The sequence below is a fragment of the Rhodococcus sp. S3 genome, from assembly GCF_058211795.1.
Genome location: NZ_CM177074.1, coordinates 2,083,922 through 2,104,020, shown reverse-complemented (window position 1 = coordinate 2,104,020; position 20,099 = coordinate 2,083,922). Strand labels below are relative to the sequence as shown.

Annotated in this window: 23 protein-coding genes; 7 read left to right on the top strand and 16 right to left on the bottom strand. The window is 68.9% G+C overall.

The window, feature by feature from the left end; all coding sequences use genetic code 11:
• Window positions 1–22: 22 nt before the first annotated feature.
• The 5 genes from recA to AC0LPE_RS09785 form a co-directional block, all read right to left on the bottom strand.
• On the bottom strand, window positions 23–1,066 hold the full coding sequence (recA, locus tag AC0LPE_RS09805; RefSeq protein ID WP_006551292.1) for a recombinase RecA: 1,044 nt from the start codon (window positions 1,064–1,066) through the stop codon (window positions 23–25).
• Window positions 1,067–1,343: 277 nt separating this feature from the next.
• The gene (locus tag AC0LPE_RS09800; protein WP_006551291.1) at window positions 1,344–1,538 is read right to left on the bottom strand and encodes a DUF3046 domain-containing protein; all 195 of its coding nucleotides are present in this window, start codon (window positions 1,536–1,538) and stop codon (window positions 1,344–1,346) included.
• Between the two features lie 37 nt (window positions 1,539–1,575).
• Complete coding sequence (locus tag AC0LPE_RS09795) at window positions 1,576–2,721, bottom strand: glycosyltransferase (RefSeq protein ID WP_211269808.1); 1,146 nt, start codon at window positions 2,719–2,721, stop codon at window positions 1,576–1,578.
• 40 nt (window positions 2,722–2,761) lie between these two features.
• Window positions 2,762–3,484: a PIG-L deacetylase family protein gene (locus tag AC0LPE_RS09790; protein ID WP_106199985.1), complete on the bottom strand. Its 723-nt coding sequence runs from the start codon at window positions 3,482–3,484 to the stop codon at window positions 2,762–2,764.
• Between the two features lie 16 nt (window positions 3,485–3,500).
• A complete protein-coding gene (locus AC0LPE_RS09785) occupies window positions 3,501–3,674 on the bottom strand; it encodes a hypothetical protein (RefSeq protein ID WP_006551287.1) in 174 nt (57 codons plus the stop codon).
• A 249-nt stretch (window positions 3,675–3,923) separates the two neighbouring features.
• On the opposite strand from AC0LPE_RS09785, the gene AC0LPE_RS09780 reads away from it, so the two are divergent.
• From AC0LPE_RS09780 to AC0LPE_RS09770, 3 genes are read left to right on the top strand one after another with little or no spacing between them, the layout of a single operon-like run.
• Window positions 3,924–4,520 carry a biotin transporter BioY gene (locus AC0LPE_RS09780; RefSeq protein WP_088898222.1) on the top strand — a complete coding sequence of 199 codons (597 nt, stop codon included), beginning with the start codon at window positions 3,924–3,926 and terminating at the stop codon, window positions 4,518–4,520.
• Between the two features lie 19 nt (window positions 4,521–4,539).
• The gene (locus AC0LPE_RS09775) at window positions 4,540–5,220 is read left to right on the top strand and encodes an energy-coupling factor ABC transporter ATP-binding protein (protein WP_490606104.1); all 681 of its coding nucleotides are present in this window, start codon (window positions 4,540–4,542) and stop codon (window positions 5,218–5,220) included.
• The gene (locus AC0LPE_RS09770; RefSeq protein ID WP_088898223.1) at window positions 5,217–5,822 is read left to right on the top strand and encodes a CbiQ family ECF transporter T component; all 606 of its coding nucleotides are present in this window, start codon (window positions 5,217–5,219) and stop codon (window positions 5,820–5,822) included. The genes AC0LPE_RS09775 and AC0LPE_RS09770 overlap by 4 nt, the downstream gene beginning before the upstream one ends.
• A 59-nt stretch (window positions 5,823–5,881) precedes the next feature.
• Here the strand turns inward: AC0LPE_RS09770 and pspM are convergent, their stop codons facing one another.
• From pspM to pgsA, 4 genes are all read right to left on the bottom strand, one after another.
• On the bottom strand, window positions 5,882–6,691 hold the full coding sequence (gene pspM, locus AC0LPE_RS09765; protein ID WP_258259316.1) for a phage shock envelope stress response protein PspM: 810 nt from the start codon (window positions 6,689–6,691) through the stop codon (window positions 5,882–5,884).
• Window positions 6,692–6,717: 26 nt separating this feature from the next.
• Window positions 6,718–7,524, bottom strand: coding sequence for a phage shock protein PspA (pspA, locus tag AC0LPE_RS09760; protein ID WP_006551283.1), 807 nt, complete (start codon window positions 7,522–7,524; stop codon window positions 6,718–6,720).
• Between the two features lie 199 nt (window positions 7,525–7,723).
• Entirely contained in the window at window positions 7,724–8,110 is a 387-nt protein-coding gene (locus AC0LPE_RS09755) for a helix-turn-helix domain-containing protein (RefSeq protein ID WP_026061660.1), read from the bottom strand.
• A 219-nt stretch (window positions 8,111–8,329) separates the two neighbouring features.
• A complete protein-coding gene (gene pgsA, locus AC0LPE_RS09750; RefSeq protein ID WP_016694602.1) occupies window positions 8,330–9,058 on the bottom strand; it encodes a CDP-diacylglycerol--glycerol-3-phosphate 3-phosphatidyltransferase in 729 nt (242 codons plus the stop codon).
• Between the two features lie 43 nt (window positions 9,059–9,101).
• Between pgsA and AC0LPE_RS09745 the strand changes: the two genes are divergently transcribed.
• A complete protein-coding gene (locus tag AC0LPE_RS09745; protein ID WP_016694603.1) occupies window positions 9,102–9,629 on the top strand; it encodes an amino-acid N-acetyltransferase in 528 nt (175 codons plus the stop codon).
• Window positions 9,630–9,654: 25 nt separating this feature from the next.
• On the top strand, window positions 9,655–9,939 hold the full coding sequence (locus AC0LPE_RS09740; RefSeq protein WP_033096530.1) for a YciI family protein: 285 nt from the start codon (window positions 9,655–9,657) through the stop codon (window positions 9,937–9,939).
• Here the strand turns inward: AC0LPE_RS09740 and AC0LPE_RS09735 are convergent.
• From AC0LPE_RS09735 to thyX, 6 genes are all read right to left on the bottom strand, one after another.
• A complete protein-coding gene (locus AC0LPE_RS09735) occupies window positions 9,929–10,912 on the bottom strand; it encodes a TerC family protein (RefSeq protein ID WP_088898225.1) in 984 nt (327 codons plus the stop codon). The genes AC0LPE_RS09740 and AC0LPE_RS09735 overlap by 11 nt on opposite strands.
• A 217-nt stretch (window positions 10,913–11,129) precedes the next feature.
• Entirely contained in the window at window positions 11,130–13,913 is a 2,784-nt protein-coding gene (locus tag AC0LPE_RS09730; protein ID WP_490606103.1) for a DNA translocase FtsK, read from the bottom strand.
• 93 nt (window positions 13,914–14,006) lie between these two features.
• On the bottom strand, window positions 14,007–14,633 hold the full coding sequence (locus AC0LPE_RS09725; RefSeq protein ID WP_490606102.1) for a TIGR03085 family metal-binding protein: 627 nt from the start codon (window positions 14,631–14,633) through the stop codon (window positions 14,007–14,009).
• A gap of 77 nt (window positions 14,634–14,710) precedes the next feature.
• The gene (locus tag AC0LPE_RS09720) at window positions 14,711–16,516 is read right to left on the bottom strand and encodes a ribonuclease J (protein WP_490606101.1); all 1,806 of its coding nucleotides are present in this window, start codon (window positions 16,514–16,516) and stop codon (window positions 14,711–14,713) included.
• Window positions 16,516–17,421 carry a 4-hydroxy-tetrahydrodipicolinate synthase gene (dapA, locus tag AC0LPE_RS09715; protein ID WP_120282311.1) on the bottom strand — a complete coding sequence of 302 codons (906 nt, stop codon included), beginning with the start codon at window positions 17,419–17,421 and terminating at the stop codon, window positions 16,516–16,518. Before dapA ends, AC0LPE_RS09720 begins: the two co-directional genes overlap by 1 nt.
• 152 nt (window positions 17,422–17,573) lie before the next feature.
• On the bottom strand, window positions 17,574–18,329 hold the full coding sequence (gene thyX / locus AC0LPE_RS09710) for an FAD-dependent thymidylate synthase (RefSeq protein ID WP_016695555.1): 756 nt from the start codon (window positions 18,327–18,329) through the stop codon (window positions 17,574–17,576).
• 144 nt (window positions 18,330–18,473) lie between these two features.
• Between thyX and AC0LPE_RS09705 the strand changes: the two genes are divergently transcribed.
• Together AC0LPE_RS09705 and AC0LPE_RS09700 are read left to right on the top strand one after the other, a co-directional pair.
• Window positions 18,474–19,046, top strand: a complete 573-nt coding sequence (locus AC0LPE_RS09705) for a hypothetical protein (RefSeq protein WP_490606100.1) — start codon at window positions 18,474–18,476, stop codon at window positions 19,044–19,046.
• A gap of 57 nt (window positions 19,047–19,103) precedes the next feature.
• Complete coding sequence (locus tag AC0LPE_RS09700; RefSeq protein WP_006551250.1) at window positions 19,104–19,544, top strand: SRPBCC family protein; 441 nt, start codon at window positions 19,104–19,106, stop codon at window positions 19,542–19,544.
• A 2-nt stretch (window positions 19,545–19,546) separates the two neighbouring features.
• Here the strand turns inward: AC0LPE_RS09700 and AC0LPE_RS09695 are convergent, their stop codons facing one another.
• Window positions 19,547–20,050: a flavodoxin family protein gene (locus AC0LPE_RS09695; RefSeq protein ID WP_490606336.1), complete on the bottom strand. Its 504-nt coding sequence runs from the start codon at window positions 20,048–20,050 to the stop codon at window positions 19,547–19,549.
• Between the last annotated feature and the right edge of the window lie 49 nt (window positions 20,051–20,099).

Sequence of the window (20,099 nt, the reverse complement as noted above, 5' to 3'; positions counted from 1 at the left end):
CCCGCAGAGCCGTGGGTGGTGACTAGAAGTCGACCGGCTCCTCGACGTCGCTCGGATCGGTGAGAACGGCACCGATGCCGAGCTTCTCCTTGATCTTCTTCTCGATCTCGTCGCGCACATCGGTGTTCTCGAGCAGGAACTTGCGGGCGTTCTCCTTGCCCTGCCCCAGCTGGTCGCCCTCGTAGGTGTACCAGGAGCCGGACTTGCGGATGAAGCCTTGCTCGACACCCATGTCGATGAGCGAGCCCTCCTTCGAGATGCCCTGGCCGTACAGGATGTCGAACTCGGCCTGCTTGAACGGAGGCGAGACCTTGTTCTTGACGACCTTCACGCGGGTGCGGTTGCCCACCGCGTCGCCGCCGTCCTTGAGCGTCTCGATCCGGCGCACGTCCAGACGCACCGAGGCGTAGAACTTCAGTGCCTTACCGCCCGTGGTGGTCTCGGGCGAGCCGAACATCACGCCGATCTTCTCGCGCAGCTGGTTGATGAAGATCGCGGTGGTGCCGGAGTTGTTGAGAGCACCGGTCATCTTGCGCAGTGCCTGGCTCATCAGGCGGGCCTGGAGACCGACGTGGCTGTCGCCCATCTCGCCCTCGATCTCGGCGCGGGGCACGAGCGCCGCGACCGAGTCGATGACGATGATGTCGAGCGCACCCGAGCGGATGAGCATGTCGGCGATCTCGAGGGCCTGCTCACCGGTGTCGGGTTGGGACACGAGCAGGGCGTCGGTGTCGACACCGAGCTTGCGCGCGTAGTCCGGATCGAGGGCGTGCTCGGCGTCGATGAACGCCGCGATGCCGCCGGCGGCCTGCGCGTTGGCGACCGCGTGGAGGGCCACCGTCGTCTTACCCGAGGATTCCGGGCCGTAGATCTCGATGACGCGCCCGCGCGGCAGGCCGCCGATACCGAGAGCCACGTCGAGTGCGATCGACCCGGTGGGAATGACTGCGATGGGCGGACGGACGTCCTCGCCCAGGCGCATCACCGAGCCCTTACCGAAGCTCTTGTCGATCTGCGCGAGGGCGAGCTCGAGCGCCTTCTCGCGGTCGTGAGCCTGTGCTGCCATCTTGGTCCCCTTAATAGAATCTCGTCCTTGTTGTCGACGACGTTAGAACCCGGCACCGACAAGTTCGCTGTCGCGACCGCGGAAACGCCGTATCTGTGGATGGAATCACCACCTGTGGACAACCCACCCGGCGTTCCCAGCATAGCCGAACACGTGTTCGAAATCCGGTCGCTTCGTGTACGCCAGGAATGGTCTCATCCCGGTCGGACAGAAAATCGATTCCGGCATCTACTCCTGCACCGATTCCGGTCGGGAACAGCCCCGATCGGCTCCGCGGCTACCGCCGCACGGGTGGGACGTCGAACTCGTCGCAGAGAGCGCGCCATACCTCCCGGGGCTCCTGTCCCGCCTCGATCGCCTCGGCCGCCGTCCGTCCACCGAGCGAAAGCAGCACGTGATCGCGCAGCAGGGCATCGCCGTGCATCTGTCCGAACTCGTCCCGGACCACCTCGTAGAACTCCGTCAACCGCACCCCGACCACGGTAGTCGCGCGCGGTGTGGCGCGACAGTCAGTCCGCTGCGGCCTCGCACACCGCGACCGGATCCTCCACGTCGCCGGCACCGTCCGCGGCCGCACGAGCCGCGGCGGCGAAGTCCGGCGACGACAGCACGGTGTCGATCGCGGAGCGGACCGCATCCGCGTCGAGCGGACGCACCACCACCGCACTCCCCTGCCGTGCGGCGCGGTTCGCCAGCTCCCACTGGTCGCCGCCCCCGGGAACGATCACCGCCGGAACCCCCGCACTCAGCGTCTTGGCGAGCATCCCGTGCCCACCCCCGCACACGACGACATCGGCCTGCCGGAGCAGGACGTCCTGCCTGCCGCGACCCGAGACGGCCCAGCTGGGGAGCGACTGCGGCGGAGGGTCGAGCATCGTCGCGGCGACCCGCATCCCGGCCCCGTCGAGTGCGTCGCAGACCGTCTCGACCATCCCGGTCACGCCGGTGACCGCGGTCGACGGCGCGACCATCACGAGAGGTCCGTCCCCTGGCGGCGGATCGAGGATCTCCACGGTGGGTTCCCACAGCAGCGGACCGACGACGTGCGCGTGCCCGGGCCAGTCGGGACGTGGCACCTCGAGTGCCGGCAGGGTGGCGATCAGCCGGGGCCGGGGCCCGGGATCGCGCGCCGGCAGACCGATCCCGACGCGTGCGGCAGAACGCTCGCGCTCCCCCTGCCGCAGCGATCTCGCGGTCATCGCTCGCAACGCGGCATCCCTCAACCGGCCCCGCACGCCCCTGCCCACATCGAGACCGCTGCCGATCGGCGGGAGCCCGCGCGACGGCAGGTACAACGGGTGCGGCGAGAGCTCGACCCACGGGATCCCCAGGCGCTCGGCGGCCATCCCTCCGCCGGCGGTGAGCACGTCCGCCACGACGAGGTCGGGTAGCAGGGCCCCGAGATCCGGGAGCATCTCGCTCGCGATATGGGCGGCGCGGGCGTGGATCTTCGCCCCCGCGTCGCCGTCGTCGTCACCGAGCCGGGGCGCCAGCCCCTTCAACTCAGCGAACGTCACACCGGGCAGCTCGAGGCCGAGCCATCGTTCGCCCGTGAGGACGACCGCGTCGTGCCCGGCATCCGCGAGCCGCAGCGACAACGCGATCGCCGGAATCGCATGACCCGCATCGGGCCCGGCCACCACCGCCACTCGCACGCGCACAGCCTGCCACAGGCCACCGACGGCGGGACGCTTCCTATCCCGCGAAGGTGTACAACTCGAACCCGGAGGCGCGCTCGGCAGCGAATCCCGGCAGCGGCGCCGATGCGCGCTCCACCTGTTCGCGCGCTTGTGCCTCCACCGGCCTGTCGTCGAGAGCCTGCAGGTACAGACGGTGCGCCGCGAGGGACTCGACTGCCAGTTCGACCGTATCGGTCACGTCCACCGCGTGGGTCGGAGGCGAACCCGGACACACGGCAGCCCATCGCACGCCGTGCCACGGTTCCAGACCGCGTTCGGTGAGTTCCGGGAAGATCCATTCGTTCGCGGCATCGGAGACGGCGTCGAGGACGCTGATCCCGAGCGCCCGATGGTCGGCACTGTTGACCCAGCCCGGCCGGGGCGACAGCCCGAACGCGAGCGTGACCACCATCTCAGGACGATGACGTCGGATGGCGGAAGCGATGTCGCGACGGAGATCGAGACTCGGGACGAGTCGACCATCCGGGTGCCCGAGGAACTCGACGGTATCCACTCCGACGATCCGCGCGGACTCGCGCTGCTCCGATTCCCGCACCGGCCCGCTCTTCTCGGGCGACAGACCGGCGATGCCCGCCTCGCCACTGGTGGCCAGAACGTAGGAAATCTCCTTGCCCTGTCGGGTCCACCGCGCGATCGCCGCCGCCGCGCCGTATTCGATGTCGTCCGGGTGGGCGACGACGACGAGTCCGTCCTGCCAGTCCTCCGGTACCGCCTCCACAGCTGCCCCCTTCGTCCTACAGACGTGTCAGGTCGTGCTTGTCACCTCCCGATACTGCCTTGTACAGCAGGTATCCGCCGAAGATCACGGCGCCGAGTACGAGAAAGCCGAACAGGTTGTCGAGCAGGGCACCGAGGACGGCGAGACCGACCCACACCACCGCGACGATTCCTACGATCTTCCAGAACATTGGGTACTCCCACCCTCGATGCCGACCTCTTCCGTGCCGGACTCCGTTTGCTCGGTACGCCTCGATCCTGACAGCTCGAGTGGAGAAAAACAGCAGGTCAGCGCAGATATCAGGGAAAGATCAGGGGACACCCGGAGACGCACCCCGGGTGTGGCCCACGGGCACCCGGAGGTGGGTCGGTGACCCGCGGCACGCCGGTACGGCTTAGGCTCTACGGGTTCACCGTCCATACCGGAAGGCTGAGTAATCGTGTCCACGTCCCGCCGTATCCCCGCGCGCGACCTCGCGCAGATCGCCGTCTTCGCCGCCCTGATCATCGCCCTGGGACTGCCCGGTCAGATCAGCATCGGATCGTCCGGCGTGCCCATCACGTTGCAGACCCTCGGCGTGATGCTCGCGGGTGCACTGCTCGGCGCACGCAAGGGTGTCCTGTCGGTGCTCACCGTGATCGTGCTGGGACTGGCGCTGCCCGTACTCGCCGGCGGGCGCACGACCCTCACCTCGCTGGCCGGTCCCACGGTGGGCTTCCTCATCGGCTGGGTTCCTGCCGTCGCCGTGATCGGCTGGCTGAGCATGAAGATGCTGCCGCGATACCGCACGTTGCCCGGTGTGGCCGTCAACGTCCTCGGTGGCATCGTCGTTCTCTACGCCTTCGGTATCGCGGGCATGGTCCTGCGCACGGATCTCACGGTGTGGGCCGCCGCTGCTGCCAACGTCACCTTCCTGCCGGGCGATCTCGCCAAGGCGGTCGTCGCCGCAGCGGTCGCCGCCCAGGTGCACCGCGCCTATCCCGCACTGGCGGCACCGCGCATCGCGCCCCGCCCCGCTGCGGATCCCGCGCACTGACGCCGCCGCCCGACCGTCGATGAGCGAGATCCGATTCCGGGAGGTGCGGCACGCCTACGGCGACCGCACCGTCCTCGACGGGGTCGACGTGGTCCTCACCGAACGACGCGTCGGCATCGTCGGCGCGAACGGCAGCGGCAAGTCGACGATGGCGCGCATGATCAACGGCCTGCTCGTCCCGTGGTCCGGTTCGGTGACCGTCGACGGCCTCGACACAGCGCGCAAGGGCCGGGAGGTCCGCAAGAAGGTCGGATTCGTCTTCACCGACCCGGACCATCAGATCGTCATGCCGACGGTCGCCGAGGACGTCGCCTTCTCACTGCGCCGCAGCGGACTCGGCAAGGAGGAACGCGAGGCCCGGGTACGGCAGGTCCTCGCCGACTTCGGGCTCGCGGGGCATCACGACCACCCCAGCCACCTGCTCTCGGGCGGCCAGAAGCAGTTGCTCGCGCTCGCCGCGATCATGGTGACCGACCCGGCGGTGCTCGTCGCGGACGAACCGACGACCCTGCTCGACCTGCGCAACACGAAGCTCATCGCGCGCACCTTCGCGAGCCTGCCACAGCAGGTGATCGCGGTGACCCACAATCTCGAACTCCTCGCGGACTTCGATCGTGTGCTGGTGGTCGATTCGGGGCGGGTCGTTGCCGACGACGAACCGGCGTCCGCGCTCGCGTTCTACCGGAATCTGATCGGGTGAACACTTTCGGCCTCTACCATCCCGGACGCTCCGTCCTGCATCGGCTTCCGGCGGGAGCGAAGCTGCTCGCGGTGGCAGCACTGATCCTCGCCCTGACCCTGTGGATCCGGCAGCCCTGGCAGGTGCTGCCCGCCCTGGCGTTGGCCGTGCTCGCGTACGCGGCCGCGCGCATACCTCCGCGTCTGGCCGCTGTGCAATTGCGGCCGCTGGTGTGGATGCTGGCGATCATCGCAGCGTTCCAGGTCCTGGTGGCGGGATGGGAACGGGCGGTGGTGATCTGCGGGTCGCTGCTCGTGGCGGTCGCTCTGGCCGCCCTCGTGACCCTCACGACGCGGACCACCGAGATGCTCGACGCGATCGTGCGGGCGGCGCGTCCCCTCGCGCGCGTCGGGGTCGATCCCGATCGGGTGGGACTCGTGCTGGTGATGACCGTCCGGGCCATCCCGCTGATCGGCACCGTGGTCACCCGCGTGACCGAGGCACGCAAGGCGCGTGGTCTCGGATTCTCGTTGCGGGCCCTCGTGGTTCCGGTGGTGGTGGGAGCGCTGCGCACCGCGGAGGCGATGGGTGAGGCCCTCGCCGCTCGTGGTGTGGACGACTGACCGGTGTCGACGGCCGACGTGCTCGGCTCGCGGTGTCGATGACGGAGGTGTTCCACCCCTCAGGGGCGGTAACGCTGCTCGATCTGTCCCAACTCGCGCCAGGACTGCGCCCAGCTCTCGAGCTTGTCGGACGTGGCGATCAGTTCGGCGCGTCGCTGGTCGAGCATCGCCAGCGACCGGTTGCCCTCGGCGGTCGCAGCGAGGCGTGCGGCGGCGGCGACGAGTTCCTCGAACTGGTCGACACCCGTCCCGAGACGCTCGCCGGCGTCGACGATGGCGGCGGAGAGATGGGTCTTCGCGGCCGCACTGCCCCGCGCGGCGGATTCGAGGGCCACGACGTCCTCGACGACGGCATCGAGTGCGGATGCGGCTGCGCGGGCCGCGTCGTCGATCTCGGTGAGGTCGTCGGGGGCCACGGAGTTCGACCGGACGAGCACACCGAGCAGTCGCCGCAGGCTCTCCTCGTTCGCCGCGAGGCGTTCCATCGGGGCGCGGGCGACCGAACCGGCCGGTGGCAGCGACCGGCGGCGCGGCGGCGGTGGGGGCAGCGGCACCGCATCGAGACGACGGAACGTACGGACGGCGAGGACGGCGGGCACCGCGAGAGCCGCCGTGGCTCCCCCGGCCGCGACGAGCGTCCATTCGGGAGCCGACGCGACGGCGAGAGTGGCGGTGCCGATTGCTGTGGTGCCCGAGCCGGCACCGAAGAAACTGGCCCGGCGACGCGCGCGACGCTTCTTACGCCGTAAGCGGGCGGCGGGATCGCGCCAGCGGCGCGCGGCCTCCATCGCGTTGTCGGTGGCGTCGCGGAACGCAGAGACGACCGAACCGGGGATGTTCCCGGTCCGGTCGTCTCCGGAGGCGTTCACGGCGGATCGGTTCCGAGGCGTGCGGATCAGCGGCCGGTGGTACCGGCAGCGTTCGGGGGCTCTTTGCGCGTGTCGACGGCAGGGTTGGCGGGAGTGCCCGGAAGGGCCTCGCCCTTCATCGATGCCCGGATCTGCTCCAGTCGGCTGTGGCCGGCCATCTGGACGGTGGCCTGCTGCACCTCGAGCATGCGGCCCTGCACCGAGTTCTGGGCGAGCTCGGCGGAACCGAGAGCGTTGGCGTAGCGACGCTCGATCTTCTCGCGGACGGCGTCGAGGCTCGGGGTGGTGCCCGGCGCTGCGAGGGTCGAATCCATCGAACGCAGCGACTCGCTCACGCGCTCCTGCATCTTGGCCTGCTCGAGCTGGCTGAGCAGCTTCGTGCGCTCGGCGACCTTCTGCTGCAGCGCCATGGCGTTCTGCTCGACGGCCTTCTTGGCCTGCGCGGCGGCCTGGAGCGACTGGTCGTGCAGCACCTTGAGGTCCTCGACGGACTGCTCGGCGGTGACGAGCTGGGCCGCGAAGGCCTCCGCCGCGTTCGTGTACTGGATCGCCTTCTCGGTGTCGCCCGCCGCCGTCGCCTGGTCGGCCATCATGACGGCCTGGCGAGCACTCGCGTTGAGCTTCTCGACCTCGTCCAACTGACGGTTGAGCTTCATCTCGAGCTGACGCTGGTTACCGATGACGGAAGCCGCCTGCTGCGAGAGCGCCTGGTGCTGCCGCTGCGCGTCCTCGATCGCCTGCTGAATCTGGACCTTCGGATCGGCCTTCTCATCGATCTTCGAGTTGAAAAGCGCCATCAGGTACTTCCAGCCCTTGACGAAAGGATTAGCCATGGGTGTGATCCTGCCTCCATCTGGTACGCCGCGCCGAACGCGACCCGGTACGCGGCCCTCGCGCCCCGGTTCGAAGATCGCCGGTCCGCTGCTACCCCCGACGACCCACCTGCCCCGGCCGGGTCCGTGCACGCACCACGCCCCGGTCGATGTCGCTTACGACCGTATCCGGCAAGGCCGGCACGGTTCGTGATCCATGTTAGGCGGCTGCCAGCGCCTGTGCGGCGGGTGCAGGGATCACCATGCGCGGCTCCTGCGCGAGCAGCCCCGGCTCGGCGGTGGCGCCGTCGTCGGACCGCTCGGCGGGTGCCGTGGCGGCTGCGGTGGTCTCCATGCCCGCGCGACGGTCGACGCCGTCCGCCAGCAGACCGCTCACGTCGAACAGCACGTCGGACAGCGGGACGTCCAGTGCATCGCAGATGGCCGCGAGCAGTTCGCTCGAGGCCTCCTTCCTGCCGCGCTCGATCTCCGAGAGATAGCCGAGGCTGACCCGGGCGCTGCTGGAGACTTCGCGCAGGGTGCGGCTCTGCGAAACACGGGTGCGCCGAAGGCTGTCACCGAGTGCCTCACGCAACAACAGCGCCATCCCATCCTCCTTCGTCCGTCGTGCCGACACCTCGTCAACGCACGACGACGCTGCGAGGTTCCCGCAGATCGATCGGACCTCGATACCGCGGTGTCCAGACATTACAACGCCGACGGCGGTTGCAGACGTCCGAGTAGTCCCGACACAGCGGTGTCGGCCGCACCGGGCCGGATCCCGCACGTGCCGCACGTGGTTACCGGACGCGGTTACGGGGCAGGGTCACCGGGCGTCCTCACCCACCGTGCGACCGTCGTCCGGCGTGTCCTGGGCGGCGACGTCGTCCGCCGGCCCGTCCTCCGCCCGGACGGTCTCGCTCCGGCGCACCCCGGTACGCAGCCGGATCGCCTGGACCACATAGTCGAGTCCCGTCACCACCGTCAGGGCGACCGCGAGGATCATCAGGCCGATCGCCACCGGTGCCACCGAGTCCGGCAGCGGCAGCAGGTAGACGCCGATCGCGAGCGTCTGTACCAGGGTCTTGAGCTTGCCGCCGCGACTCGCCGGGATCACGGCGTGCCGGAGCACGGCGAACCGCAGGGCGGTGATCCCCAGTTCCCGGGCCGCGATGATCCCGGTGACCCACCACGACAGGTCGCCGAGCAACGACAGGCCGACCAGCGCGGCACCGATGAGGGCCTTGTCGGCGATGGGATCGGCGAGTTTGCCGAAATCGGTGACGAGACCGTGCTTTCGCGCGAGTTGACCGTCGATCCGGTCGGTGATGGCGGCGATCGCGAAGACTCCGGTCGCCGCGAGCCTCCACACGGTGTCGTGCCCGTCGCCGACGAAGAGCAGCACCAGGAAGACCGGCACCAACGCGATCCGGCCCACCGTCAGGATGTTGGCGATGTTCCACAACGGCACCGGATCGTGCGGGCTCCCGGCGTGCGGTCCCGGTGCGGCGCCGCTCCCGCCCGACGCGGTGACATGCTGGCGGGGCGTGCTCATGTGCCCCACAATATCGGTAGCCGCACGCGCTACTGTTCACCGCATGACGACACCGCCGACGAACCACGACTCGAACGATCGAATGGTCGTCCGGCGCGCCCGAACCTCCGACGTGCCCGAGATCAAGCGGCTCATCGACATCTACGCGGGCAAGATCCTGCTCGAGAAGAATCTGGTGACCCTGTACGAGGCCGTCCAGGAGTTCTGGGTCGCCGAACTCGGAGGGCAGGTCGTCGGTTGCGGTGCCCTGCACGTGCTGTGGTCGGATCTCGGCGAGGTACGCACCGTGGCCGTCGATCCGTCGGTCAAGGGTCACGGCGCGGGTCACCTGATCGTCGCGCGCCTCATCGAGGTCGCCCGCGAGCTCGAGCTGGAACGATTGTTCGTGCTCACCTTCGAGGTGGAATTCTTTGCGCGGCACGGTTTCGCGGAGATCCAGGGGACTCCTGTGACGGCCGAGGTCTACGCGGAGATGTGCCGGTCGTACGATACGGGCGTCGCGGAGTTCCTGGACCTGAGCTATGTGAAACCGAACACGCTCGGGAACACCCGGATGCTCCTCACCCTCTGATCGAGACCACGAAAGCGAGGCCCGCATGGCCCTGTTCGCCGTCGAGTACACCTATTCGGACGCGACCGCCTCGGCGCGCGACGAGCACCGCCCGAAGCACCGCGCATGGCTCGGCGATCTCGTCGAACAGGGCATCGTGCGGGCAACCGGCCCGTGGACGGACGGTTCGGGTGCGCTCATCCTCGTCGACGTGGCCGACGAGGCCGCGGCGCGCGAACTGATGGCCCAGGACCCGTTCGCGCAGCGCGACCTCGTCGATGCCGTGCGCATCACCGGGTGGAACCCGGTGATGGGCGTATTCAACTCCTGACGGATTCCTTCTCGCCGCGCGTTTTCAGCAGGCTGGCCACCGTCGTCACGGCCAGCACGCCGACGATCACGACCAGGGACACGCCGGTGGAGATCTCCGGGACGGCGACGTGCTCGCCGCCGTTGATCCAGCCGAGCGTGTTCTCGTGCAGGGCGTGGAGCACCAGCTTCACGCCGATGAACGCCAGGATGATCGACAGTCCGTAGGACAGGTAGACCAGCCGCTCGAGCAGACCGCCGATGAGGAAGAACAGCTGTCGCAGACCCATCAGCGCGAAGGCGTTCGCGGTGAACACCAGGTACGGCTCGTTCGTCAGACCGTAGATCGCGGGGATCGAGTCGAGCGCGAAGAGGATGTCGGTGAACCCGATCGCGACGAGCGCGAGCAGCATCGGCGTGACGAGCTTCTTGCCGTCGATGCGGGTGACGAGCCGGTCGCCGTCGTACTCGTCGTGCACCGGCAGGAACTTCCGGGCCAACTTGACCATCCGGTTCTCCGAGATGCCCTGCGGGTCCTCGCCGTGGTCGCGGATGAGCTTGACGGCGGTGTAGACGAGGAAGAAGCCGAACAGGTAGAACACCCAGCTGTAGGCGTTGATCGCCGCGGCACCGACCGCGATGAAGGCACCACGCATGACCAGGGCCAGCACGATGCCGATGGTGAGAACCTTCTGCTGGTACTCACGGGGCACCGCGAAGGTGGCCATGATGATGACGAAGACGAAGAGGTTGTCGACCGACAACGCCTTCTCGGTGATGTAGCCGGCGAAGTACTCGCCGCCGTAGGTCGGGCCCCAGATCACGAAGACGATCACGCCGAAGAGGATCGCGATGGCGATGAAGACGGCCGACCAGAAGCCGGATTCGCGCAGGGTGGGCGCGTGCGGCTTGCGGACGTGGGCGAAGAAGTCGAAGACGAACAACCCGATGATGACGGCGATCGTGATCAACCAGGTGGTCAGGGTTACGTGCATGGATACACGGGCCTTCCGGTAGGTATGCGTACCTGCCGGAGGTCTCTCCCGCCCGGACTATCGCCGGACCGACGGCCCCGGGACGGCATCGGCGCCGCACGTGTTGACGAGACCGCCGCGGATCAGGGGATACTCCCCTCCACAGCTCCCACGATTGTGCCACACATCGTCACTTCCCGCCGGAGACAGCAGGGACGGCCCGTCGAACGGGCATGTCTCACTGCTCTGCGGCCGGGGCCTCCGCCGGGTCTCCGCCGCCACGGATCGAGTACAGCAGGCCGTCGAGTTCCTCGGGCTTGACCAGAACCTCACGGGCCTTGCTGCCCTCGCTCGGGCCGACCACGCCGCGGGTCTCCATCAGGTCCATCAGGCGACCGGCCTTGGCGAAGCCGACGCGGAGCTTGCGCTGCAGCATCGACGTGGAACCGAACTGGCTGGTGACGACGAGTTCGACCGCCTGCAGGAAGACGTCGAGGTCGTCGCCGATGTCGGGGTCGACGTCCTTCTTGTCGCCGGCCTTCGGGGCGGTGACGCCCTCGTTGTACTCGGGTTCGGCCTGGTTCTTGGCGAAGTCGACGACCCCTGCGATCTCCTCGTCGGTGATGAACGCACCCTGCAGGCGGATCGGTTTGCCCGCGCCCATCGGCAGGAACAGTCCGTCGCCCATACCGATGAGCTTCTCGGCACCGGGCTGGTCGAGGATGACACGCGAGTCGGTGAGCGAACTCGTCGCGAACGCGAGTCGCGAGGGCACGTTCGTCTTGATGAGACCCGTGACGACGTCCACCGAGGGTCGCTGGGTGGCGAGCACGAGGTGGATGCCGGCGGCGCGGGCCTTCTGGGTGATGCGGACGATCGCGTCCTCGACGTCTCGCGGGGCCGTCATCATCAGGTCGGCGAGCTCGTCGACGATGGCGAGGATGTAGGGATACGGCCGGTACACGCGCTCGCTGCCGAGCGGTGCGGTGATCTCCCCCGACTTCACCTTGGCGTTGAAGTCGTCGATGTGCCGCACACGGTTGGCCTGCATATCCTGGTAGCGCTGCTCCATCTCCTCGACGAGCCACGCGAGCGCCGCCGCGGCCTTTTTGGGCTGCGTGATGATCGGGGTGATCAGGTGCGGGATGCCCTCGTAGGGCGTCAGCTCGACCATCTTGGGGTCGATGAGGATCATCCGCACCTCGTCGGGCGTCGCGCGGATGAGCAGCGACACGAGCATCGAGTTGACGAAGCTCGACTTACCGGAACCGGTAGAACCGGCGACCAGCAGGTGCGGCATCTTCGCGAGGTTGGCCGAGACGAAGTCGCCCTCGATGTCCTTGCCGAGACCGATGACGAGGGGGTGGTGGTCGCGGCGGGTCGACGGTGCCGCGAGCACGTCCGACAGACGCACGAGTTCGCGGTCGGTGTTGGGGACCTCGATGCCGACTGCGGACTTACCCGGGATCGGCGCGAGCAGACGGACGTTGTCGGTCGCCACCGCGTACGCGATGTTGCGGGCGAGCGCGGTGATCTTCTCGACCTTGACGCCGGGGCCGAGCTCGACCTCGTAGCGGGTGACGGTCGGGCCGCGGGTGAAGCCGGTGACCGCGGCGTCGATCTTGAACTGTTCGAGGACCTCGGTGATCGCCTCGATCATCTGGTCGTTCGCGGCCGACCGCGTCTTGGGCGGATCGCCCTTGGTGAGCAGTTCCAGGGAGGGCAACGTGTAGTCGCCCTCGACCTCGCGGTCGCGGACGAACGTCTCTGCCGGTTCCGGTTCGGAGGTCTGGTCGACGACCTCGGGGACGGGCGCGGCCTTCGGTTTCTTGCGGGCGGGAGCGGGGGCCGGTGCTGCGGCCGGGGTCTCGGCGACCGAGGGCATCTCCAGCGTGGCCGGCGGTGAGGTGGGCTTCTCCGGTTCGGGTGCGCGGTCGTCCCACAGCGGGAGCACCTCGGTCTTCGCGTCGCCGTCGAACTCGTCGGGCGGGTAGTTCTCCACCGGGGTACGCCGGCGACGGGACCGCTTGGGGGCGGGCGGCTCGTCGATCGGGTAGCCGTCGGCGTCGAACATCGGCGGCTCGTCGTAGCCGTAACCGTCGTCGTAGTGGTCGTCGTAGTCGCCGTATTCGTCGTCGGCGCGGTAGCCGAGGCCGAAGTAGTCGCGGAACAGTTCGGGCAGCTCACGCACCGTGGTGCCGGTGAGGAGCAGGATCCCGAAGCCTGCCGCGAGGAGCATCAGCGGCACGGACAGCCAGACGGTGAGTCCGGAGGTGAGTGGTCCGCCCACGGCAGCACCCACGAAACCGGCTCCTTCGGATCGGCCCTCCGCGTCGGTGGGCGAACCGGAGGCGATGTGCCACAGGCCCAGTGCGGGCAGACCGACGAGCAGTCCGCCGACGACGAGCCGGGGACGGATCTCGGGATGCGGTTCGGTGCGCATGAGCGTCACCGCGATGCCGACCGCGACGAGCGGAAGGACCGCGCTCGCACCGCCGGTGACGGCGCGGACGGCCGTCTCGACCCACTCCCCCACCGGGCCGCCGACGCCGAACCACACCGTGCCGGCGATGATCACGCCGATGGAGATCAGTCCGAGCGCGATGCCGTCGCGGCGGTGTCCGGACTCGATCTCGGTGGCGCGACCCATCGTCCGGGTCGTGGCTCCGAGGGCGCGGGCCGTCATCATCCAGCCGGCGCCGACGGTGCGGCCGACAGCGGTGAGGATCCCCCCGGAACTGCGCCGGGGACGGGCGGGCGCGGGGCGGCGGCTCGCGGCCGGAGTGCGACGTGCGGTGCCACCGCTGCGACGGTTCGCGGTCGAGGCCGCGGCGCGCGGCTTGCGTGCGGGGGTGGACCGGGTCGATCCGGACGCCTTCGACTTCGCGGTCGATCCGGTCTTCGAGGTGGAGGCACCCGCGCTGCGAGCACGGGAGGTGCTGCCGCCCGAACCCCGCGCCCCCGCCCGCGACCGAGCGGTCGTAGACGACGTTCCGCGGCTGCCCGACGACTTTCCTGCCATATTCGCCAGGGTAGCCGCACGGACCTCTCATGAACCATCAGCAACACGGGTACCGGGCGGCGGCACTGGTCACACGCTGTCCCGGGCGAGCGCTCACAGTCCGCGTTTCGACCCCGCCAGTTCGGTGACCGCCGACTCGTCACCCTCGATCTCGAGCCGCACCTGGTCCCGGCCGAAGGCGTGCAGCACGAGTTCGGACGGTTCGCCGCGCAGCACGACGGTGCGCGGACCGCGCTTGCGCAGGGTGACCCGCTCGCCGGAACCGGACCGCTCGAAGACCACCGTGACGTCGCATCCGCCGTAGCTGTTGCGTCCGATCATCCGCGCGATGCGCCAGAGCTGGTCCTGGTCGTCCGCCGACAGCGTCCGCGGCTCCCATCCGGGCTGCGCGCGGCGCACGTCCTCGTGGTGCACGAACATCTCCGCCGCGTTGGCGACGGCGTCGAACAGGAACATCGGCGACCACTTCGGCGGGCCGGAATCGACGTCGGCGAGCAGGTGTGCCCACTGCCGGTCGGTGGCGGAGCGTCGCACCTTCTCCGTGTGATCGGCCAGGGCCGGGACGACGATGCCGGGCATCGCGTCCACCCGGCGCTCGCGGACGAGCAGGTGCGCGGCGAGATCCCGGACCGTCCAGTCGCCGCAGAGCGTCGGCGCGTCGGGCCCGACCTCGGACATGGTGCGGACGAGGGCATGTCGTTCGCTTCGGGCGAGGCTCATTCCGCCACTCTAGCGATCACTCCTGCCCTCGCCCATCGCGCGAGCCCGCGTGTTCGGCGGGACCGCGCGCACCGCACTCAGGAGACCGGGATCACCGTGGGCACGATCATCGGGCGACGACGATAGGTCTCGGCGACCCAGCGGCCGACGACGCGGCGGATGCCCTGGGCGATGCGATGGGTCTCCGTGACCCCTTCGGCAGCGAGTTCGTTGAGCGCCTTGTCGACGAGCTGCGCTGCTTCGTTGAGCGCGCCCGGATCGTCGGAGAAACCGCGACCGGAAACCTCCGGGGTGCTCACCGCACGGCCGGTCGTGGCGTCGACCGCGACGGAGATCGAGATGAAACCACCCTCGCCGAGGACGAGACGGTCGGACAGCGTGGACTCGCCCACGTCGCCCACCGACAGGCCGTCGACGTAGACGTGACCGACCGGGACGCGCCCGACGATCTCGGCGAGTCCGTCGACCATGTCGACGACCACACCGTCCTCCGCGAGCACGATCCGCTCGCGGGGAACACCCGTGGCCTCGGCCAGGGCGGCGTTCGCCCGCAGGTGGCGCCACTCGCCGTGGACGGGCATCGCGTTGGTGGGTCGCACCGCGTTGTAGAGGTACAGCAGCTCGCCGGCCGACGCGTGACCGGAGACGTGCACCTTCGCGTTCTGCTGGGTGACGACCTTCGCGCCGCGCTTGGCCAGACCGTTGACGACCGCGAACACGGAGTTCTCGTTGCCGGGGATCAGCGACGACGCGAGGACGACGAGGTCGTCGGCCCGGATGTTGATCTGCCGGTGCTCGCCGCGCGCCATCCGGGACAGCGCCGAGAGCGGTTCGCCCTGCGAACCGGTGGAGACCAGCACGACCCGGCCGTCGGGCAGGCTCGCGGCGGTGTCGATGTCGACCTCGAGGCCGTCGGGCACGTTGAGGTAGCCCAGATCCTGCGCGATCTGCATGTTGCGGACCATCGACCGGCCGACGAACGCCACGCGCCGGTTGTAGCGCTCCGCGACGTCGACGATCTGCTGGATGCGGTGCACGTGGCTCGCGAAGGACGCGACGATCACCCGGTTGGTGGCCTTGCCGATGACGGTGTCGAGCACCCCGCCGATCTCGCGCTCGGGCGTGACGAAGCCGGGGACCTCGGCGTTCGTCGAGTCGACGAGGAACAGGTCGACACCCTCGTCGCCGAGGCGGGAGAAGCCCGCGAGGTCGGTGAGGCGGTTGTCGAGCGGCAGCTGGTCGAGCTTGATGTCGCCGGTGTGCAGCACGACGCCCGCGGCGGTGCGGATCGCGACGGCGATCGCGTCGGGGATGGAATGGTTGACCGCGAAGTACTCGCACTCGAACGGACCGTGCGAGGTGCTCTGCCCCTCGACGACCTCGACGAGCTTGGGACGCTGACGGTGCTCGCGGCACTTGGCCGCGACCAGCGCCAGGGTGAACTTGGATCCGACGACCGGGATGTCGGGGCGCAGACGCAGCAGGAACGGCACGGCCCCGATGTGGTCCTCGTGGCCGTGGGTGAGGACGATCGCCTCGACGTCGTCCATCCGGTCCTCGATGTACCGGAAGTCGGGCAGGATCAGATCGACGCCGGGCTGCTGGTCCTCGGGGAAGAGAACACCGCAGTCGACGATCAGGAGCCGTCCCTGGTGTTCGAAGACCGTCATGTTGCGGCCGATCTCGCCGATACCGCCGAGCGCGACGACGCGCAGACCGTCGCGAGGAGCCTTGGGCGGCGTACCCAACCGTTCGGTGGGGTCGACGACGCGCGCGTCGGGTCGCTGGGCGGCCGCGGAGTTCTGCGGCACCCGGCGTGGGGCGCGGGAGGGCGGACCGGCGTTGCGGGTGGCGCGGCCACGGCCACGATCGGGGCGGCTCATCACAGCACCCCCGCAGCCTGGAGATCCGCCGCGAGAGCGTCGATCTGCGCTGTCACCGGAGCGACCTGCGGCAGACGGGGCTCTCCGACGTCGATGCCGAGCAGTCGCAGCCCTGCTTTCGAGGCGCTCACACCTCCCAGTCGCGCGACGGCCCGGTAGATGGGCACCATCGACAGATTGATGCGACGGGCGAGTTCGAGATCGCCGGCCTCGAAGGCGGTGTGCAGCTCGCGGAGGCGACCGGGCACGAGATGGCCGATCACGCTGACGAATCCGACGGCGCCGACGGACAGCCACGGCAGGTTCAGCGGGTCGTCGCCCGAGTAGAACTTCAGGTCGGTGGTGCCGATCAGCTCGGCGCCCGCGTTCAGATCACCCTTGGCGTCCTTCACCGCGACGATCCGCGGGTGCTCGGCGAGCAGACGCAGCGTGTCGGTCTCGATCGGCACGACGGATCGAGGTGGGATGTCGTAGAGCATGACCGGCAGATCGGTCGCATCGGCCACCGCGACGAAGTGGGCGTAGAGACCCGCCTGCGGGGGCCGCGAGTAGTACGGGGTCACCACGAGCAGGCCGTGCGCACCGGCTCGCGCGGCGTCGCGGGCGAGCTCGACGCTGTGGGCGGTGTCGTTGCTGCCGGCACCGGCGATGATCTTGGCGCGGTCGCCGACGGATGCGAGCACGGCCCGCATCAGCTCCATCTTCTCGTTCTCGGTCGTCGTGGGCGATTCGCCGGTCGTACCGGCGAGAACCAGTGCGTCACAGCCACCCTCGACGAGGTAGTTCGCCAGACGCACGCCCGCATCCACGTCGAGCTTGCCATCGGCAGTGAACGGGGTCACCATCGCTGTGGCGACGGTGCCGAACGGAAGCTCGACAGCAGTTGCGGAATCACCGTTGGTCATGGTCAGAAGGCTACCGCGTGGCAGGGCCGACTCGACACACGCCCGCCCCCCGAAGACGGATCACAGATCGGTGTAGCGGTCGATCGGAGATCTGTGTGCAGGTCGATCGGAGATCTGTGTGCAGGTCGATCAGAGATCGGTGCGCAGGTCGATCAGAGATCGGTCGCAAGCGTGGGAGCTGCGATCTCGCTGCCGTCGGCCAGCTTCGTGATCGCGAAGTCCGAGAACGCGTTCGGTGCGGCATCCGCGAGCTGACGCACACATTCGACGGCGAGACGCCGGATCTCGACGTCGGCATGTTCGGTCGCGCGCATCGCGACGAAGTGACGCCACGAGCGGTAGTTGCCGGTGACGACGATGCGGGTCTCCGTGGCGTTGGGAAGCACCGCCCGGGCGGCCTCCCGGACCTGCTTGGCGCGCAACGGACCGGCGGGAAGATGCGAGAGCTTCTCGTCGAGCGCCGCCAGCAGCGCCACGTACGCCTCGCGGCTGCGTTCCGCGGCGGCGAGGAACAGTTCCTCGAGCTCGGGATCGCCCGCGATCGCGGGCGGAACCACCACGGGCACCTCGCCGTCGGCGACGAAACGCTGGGACAACTGCGAGAACGAGAAGTGCCGGTGCCGGATCAATTCGTGCGTGCACGAGCGGGAGATACCGGTGATGTAGAAGGTCGCCGTGGCGTGTTCGAGAACGGACAGGTGTCCCACGGTGAGCAGGTGACGGAGGTATCCGGCGTTCGTCGCGGTGCGGGGGTTGGGCTTGGACCAACTCTGGTAGCAGGCGCGACCGGCGAACTCGATGAGCGCTTCGCCGCCCTCGGCGTCGGTGTCCCAGTCGACGTCGTCGGGGACGTGGAACTCCGTCGTGGCGATGAGCCGGACCTTCGGAACGGCGGGTTCGGGCGCCATCGTCTCCTCCTCGCCTCGGTCGTCGCGCGTCCTTATGACGCACCGTCTTCTTCCGTCCGAACACTAACGCGCCTCGACCTGCGACGATCGATGACATCACGATGACACCTTGCATGACGTCACCAGCGGCGTCACACTGGCGTCATGGACATCGACAAGTACACGTCCGCCATCACCGACTCCGTGATCTCCGCGGCCGAACTCGGCGACGAGCAGACCCGGCGCACCGCCGCCGTCCTCGCGACCGCCATCGCCGCACCCGTCCGCCTCGCCGTCCTGGCAGCACTGTCCGACATGGCCAACGAGATCAGCGACGAACTCGGCGACCGCACCGTCACGGTGCGACTCGACGGCACCGATGCCGTCCTCGCCGTCCACAACGAACCCGCTCCCCCGCACGAGGATCCGACGCCGTCGTTCGAGGAGATGACCGGCGACATCAGCCGGGTGACCCTGCGCCTCGTCGAGCAGATCAAGACCAAGGCCGAGGAAGCGGCGCAGCAGAGCGGACTGTCGCTCAACTCCTGGATGGCACAGGCCGTGCAGGGCGCCCTGCGTGAGCAGATGCGCTACCAGCGCCGGGCCGACGAATGGCGCCGGCAGGGCGGCTGGGCGAAGCCCACCCCGCCTGCACCCACCGAGCAACCGCCGACCGACACCGCCGGCCCGGACGATGCCGCGGGACCCGACGACACGAACCCGCGCAGCGACGCGTAAGGCACCTCACCGCACGATAGAGTGCCGACGCACACAATCGGGCGACGCGGAGGGCGCATGGCAGTCAGCAGCACCAGGAGTTTCGACATCGACGCAACCCCGGAGCAGGTGATGGCCGCGCTCGCCGCGGTCGAACGCCTGCCCGAGTGGTCGTCGACCCACAAGTCCGTCACCGTCGAGTCCACCCACCCCGACGGACGACCGCACCGCGTGCGGATGACCGTCTCGATCGTCGGCATCACCGACGAGCAGGTCGTCGAGTACTCCTGGAACGGCGACGGGTCGATGTCGTGGACCCTGGTGGAGAGCAGCCAGCAGCGCCAGCAGGACGGCGCCTACACCCTCACCGCCAAGGGATCCGGCACGACGGCCGAGTTCTCACTGACCATCGATCCGAAGGTCCCCATCCCCGGATTCCTCGTGCGGCGCGCCGAGAAGATGGCCCTCGAAACCGCCGGAAAGGGCCTCAAGTCGTTCACGGAGAAGAACTTCCGCTGACGTCAGATGTCACCGGCCGCGGTCGCCGCGACGATGGCGCCGAGCTCGTAGCACTGCTCGCGTACCTTCGCGTCGACCGGTCCGGTGATCTCGAGATCGGCAGCAGCCTGCACGAGACCCAACCCGGTGGTCAAGCGCCGAACCGACGCCACAGCGCCGGCGGTGTCGTTGTTCCCGTGCACCCACAGACCGTAGGGACGGCCGGCCACGGCATCGAGACACGGGTAGTAGACCGTGTCGAAGAAGTGCTTGAGCGCACCCGACATGTAACCGAAACTGGCTGTCGTGCCGAACAGGAAGCCGTCGGCGGCCAGCACATCGGGCACCGTGGCGCCCAGCGCGGGGACCACCCGGACGGTGACACCCGTGATCTCCGGGTCCCGAGCTCCCGCCAGGACGGCTTCGAGGATCTCGCGGGTCGGCGGCGACGGGGTGTGGTGCACCACCAGCACCGTGCGGGATCCGTCCCCGCGTCCCGACTCGCCCGTCCCTGCCCGGTCTTCCACAGCCTCGTCCGTCACATCAGCAGGCTGCTGCACCGCATCGAGGTTGTCA

Bases quoted from the DNA above. Each gene is read 5' to 3' on its own strand.
- AC0LPE_RS09775 (WP_490606104.1), top strand. From the start codon at position 4,540: ATGAGCGAGATCCGATTCCGGGAGGTGCGGCACGCCTACGGCGACCGC.
- recA (WP_006551292.1), bottom strand. From the start codon at position 1,066: ATGGCAGCACAGGCTCACGACCGCGAGAAGGCGCTCGAGCTCGCCCTC.
- AC0LPE_RS09700 (WP_006551250.1), top strand. From the start codon at position 19,104: ATGGCAGTCAGCAGCACCAGGAGTTTCGACATCGACGCAACCCCGGAG.
- AC0LPE_RS09745 (WP_016694603.1), top strand. From the start codon at position 9,102: ATGACGACACCGCCGACGAACCACGACTCGAACGATCGAATGGTCGTC.
- AC0LPE_RS09755 (WP_026061660.1), bottom strand. From the start codon at position 8,110: ATGGCGCTGTTGTTGCGTGAGGCACTCGGTGACAGCCTTCGGCGCACC.
- AC0LPE_RS09735 (WP_088898225.1), bottom strand. From the start codon at position 10,912: ATGCACGTAACCCTGACCACCTGGTTGATCACGATCGCCGTCATCATC.
- AC0LPE_RS09720 (WP_490606101.1), bottom strand. From the start codon at position 16,516: ATGAGCCGCCCCGATCGTGGCCGTGGCCGCGCCACCCGCAACGCCGGT.
- dapA (WP_120282311.1), bottom strand. From the start codon at position 17,421: ATGACCAACGGTGATTCCGCAACTGCTGTCGAGCTTCCGTTCGGCACC.
- AC0LPE_RS09730 (WP_490606103.1), bottom strand. From the start codon at position 13,913: ATGGCAGGAAAGTCGTCGGGCAGCCGCGGAACGTCGTCTACGACCGCT.
- pspA (WP_006551283.1), bottom strand. From the start codon at position 7,524: ATGGCTAATCCTTTCGTCAAGGGCTGGAAGTACCTGATGGCGCTTTTC.
- thyX (WP_016695555.1), bottom strand. From the start codon at position 18,329: ATGGCGCCCGAACCCGCCGTTCCGAAGGTCCGGCTCATCGCCACGACG.
- AC0LPE_RS09740 (WP_033096530.1), top strand. From the start codon at position 9,655: ATGGCCCTGTTCGCCGTCGAGTACACCTATTCGGACGCGACCGCCTCG.
- AC0LPE_RS09785 (WP_006551287.1), bottom strand. From the start codon at position 3,674: ATGTTCTGGAAGATCGTAGGAATCGTCGCGGTGGTGTGGGTCGGTCTC.
- pgsA (WP_016694602.1), bottom strand. From the start codon at position 9,058: ATGAGCACGCCCCGCCAGCATGTCACCGCGTCGGGCGGGAGCGGCGCC.
- AC0LPE_RS09725 (WP_490606102.1), bottom strand. From the start codon at position 14,633: ATGAGCCTCGCCCGAAGCGAACGACATGCCCTCGTCCGCACCATGTCC.
- AC0LPE_RS09705 (WP_490606100.1), top strand. From the start codon at position 18,474: ATGGACATCGACAAGTACACGTCCGCCATCACCGACTCCGTGATCTCC.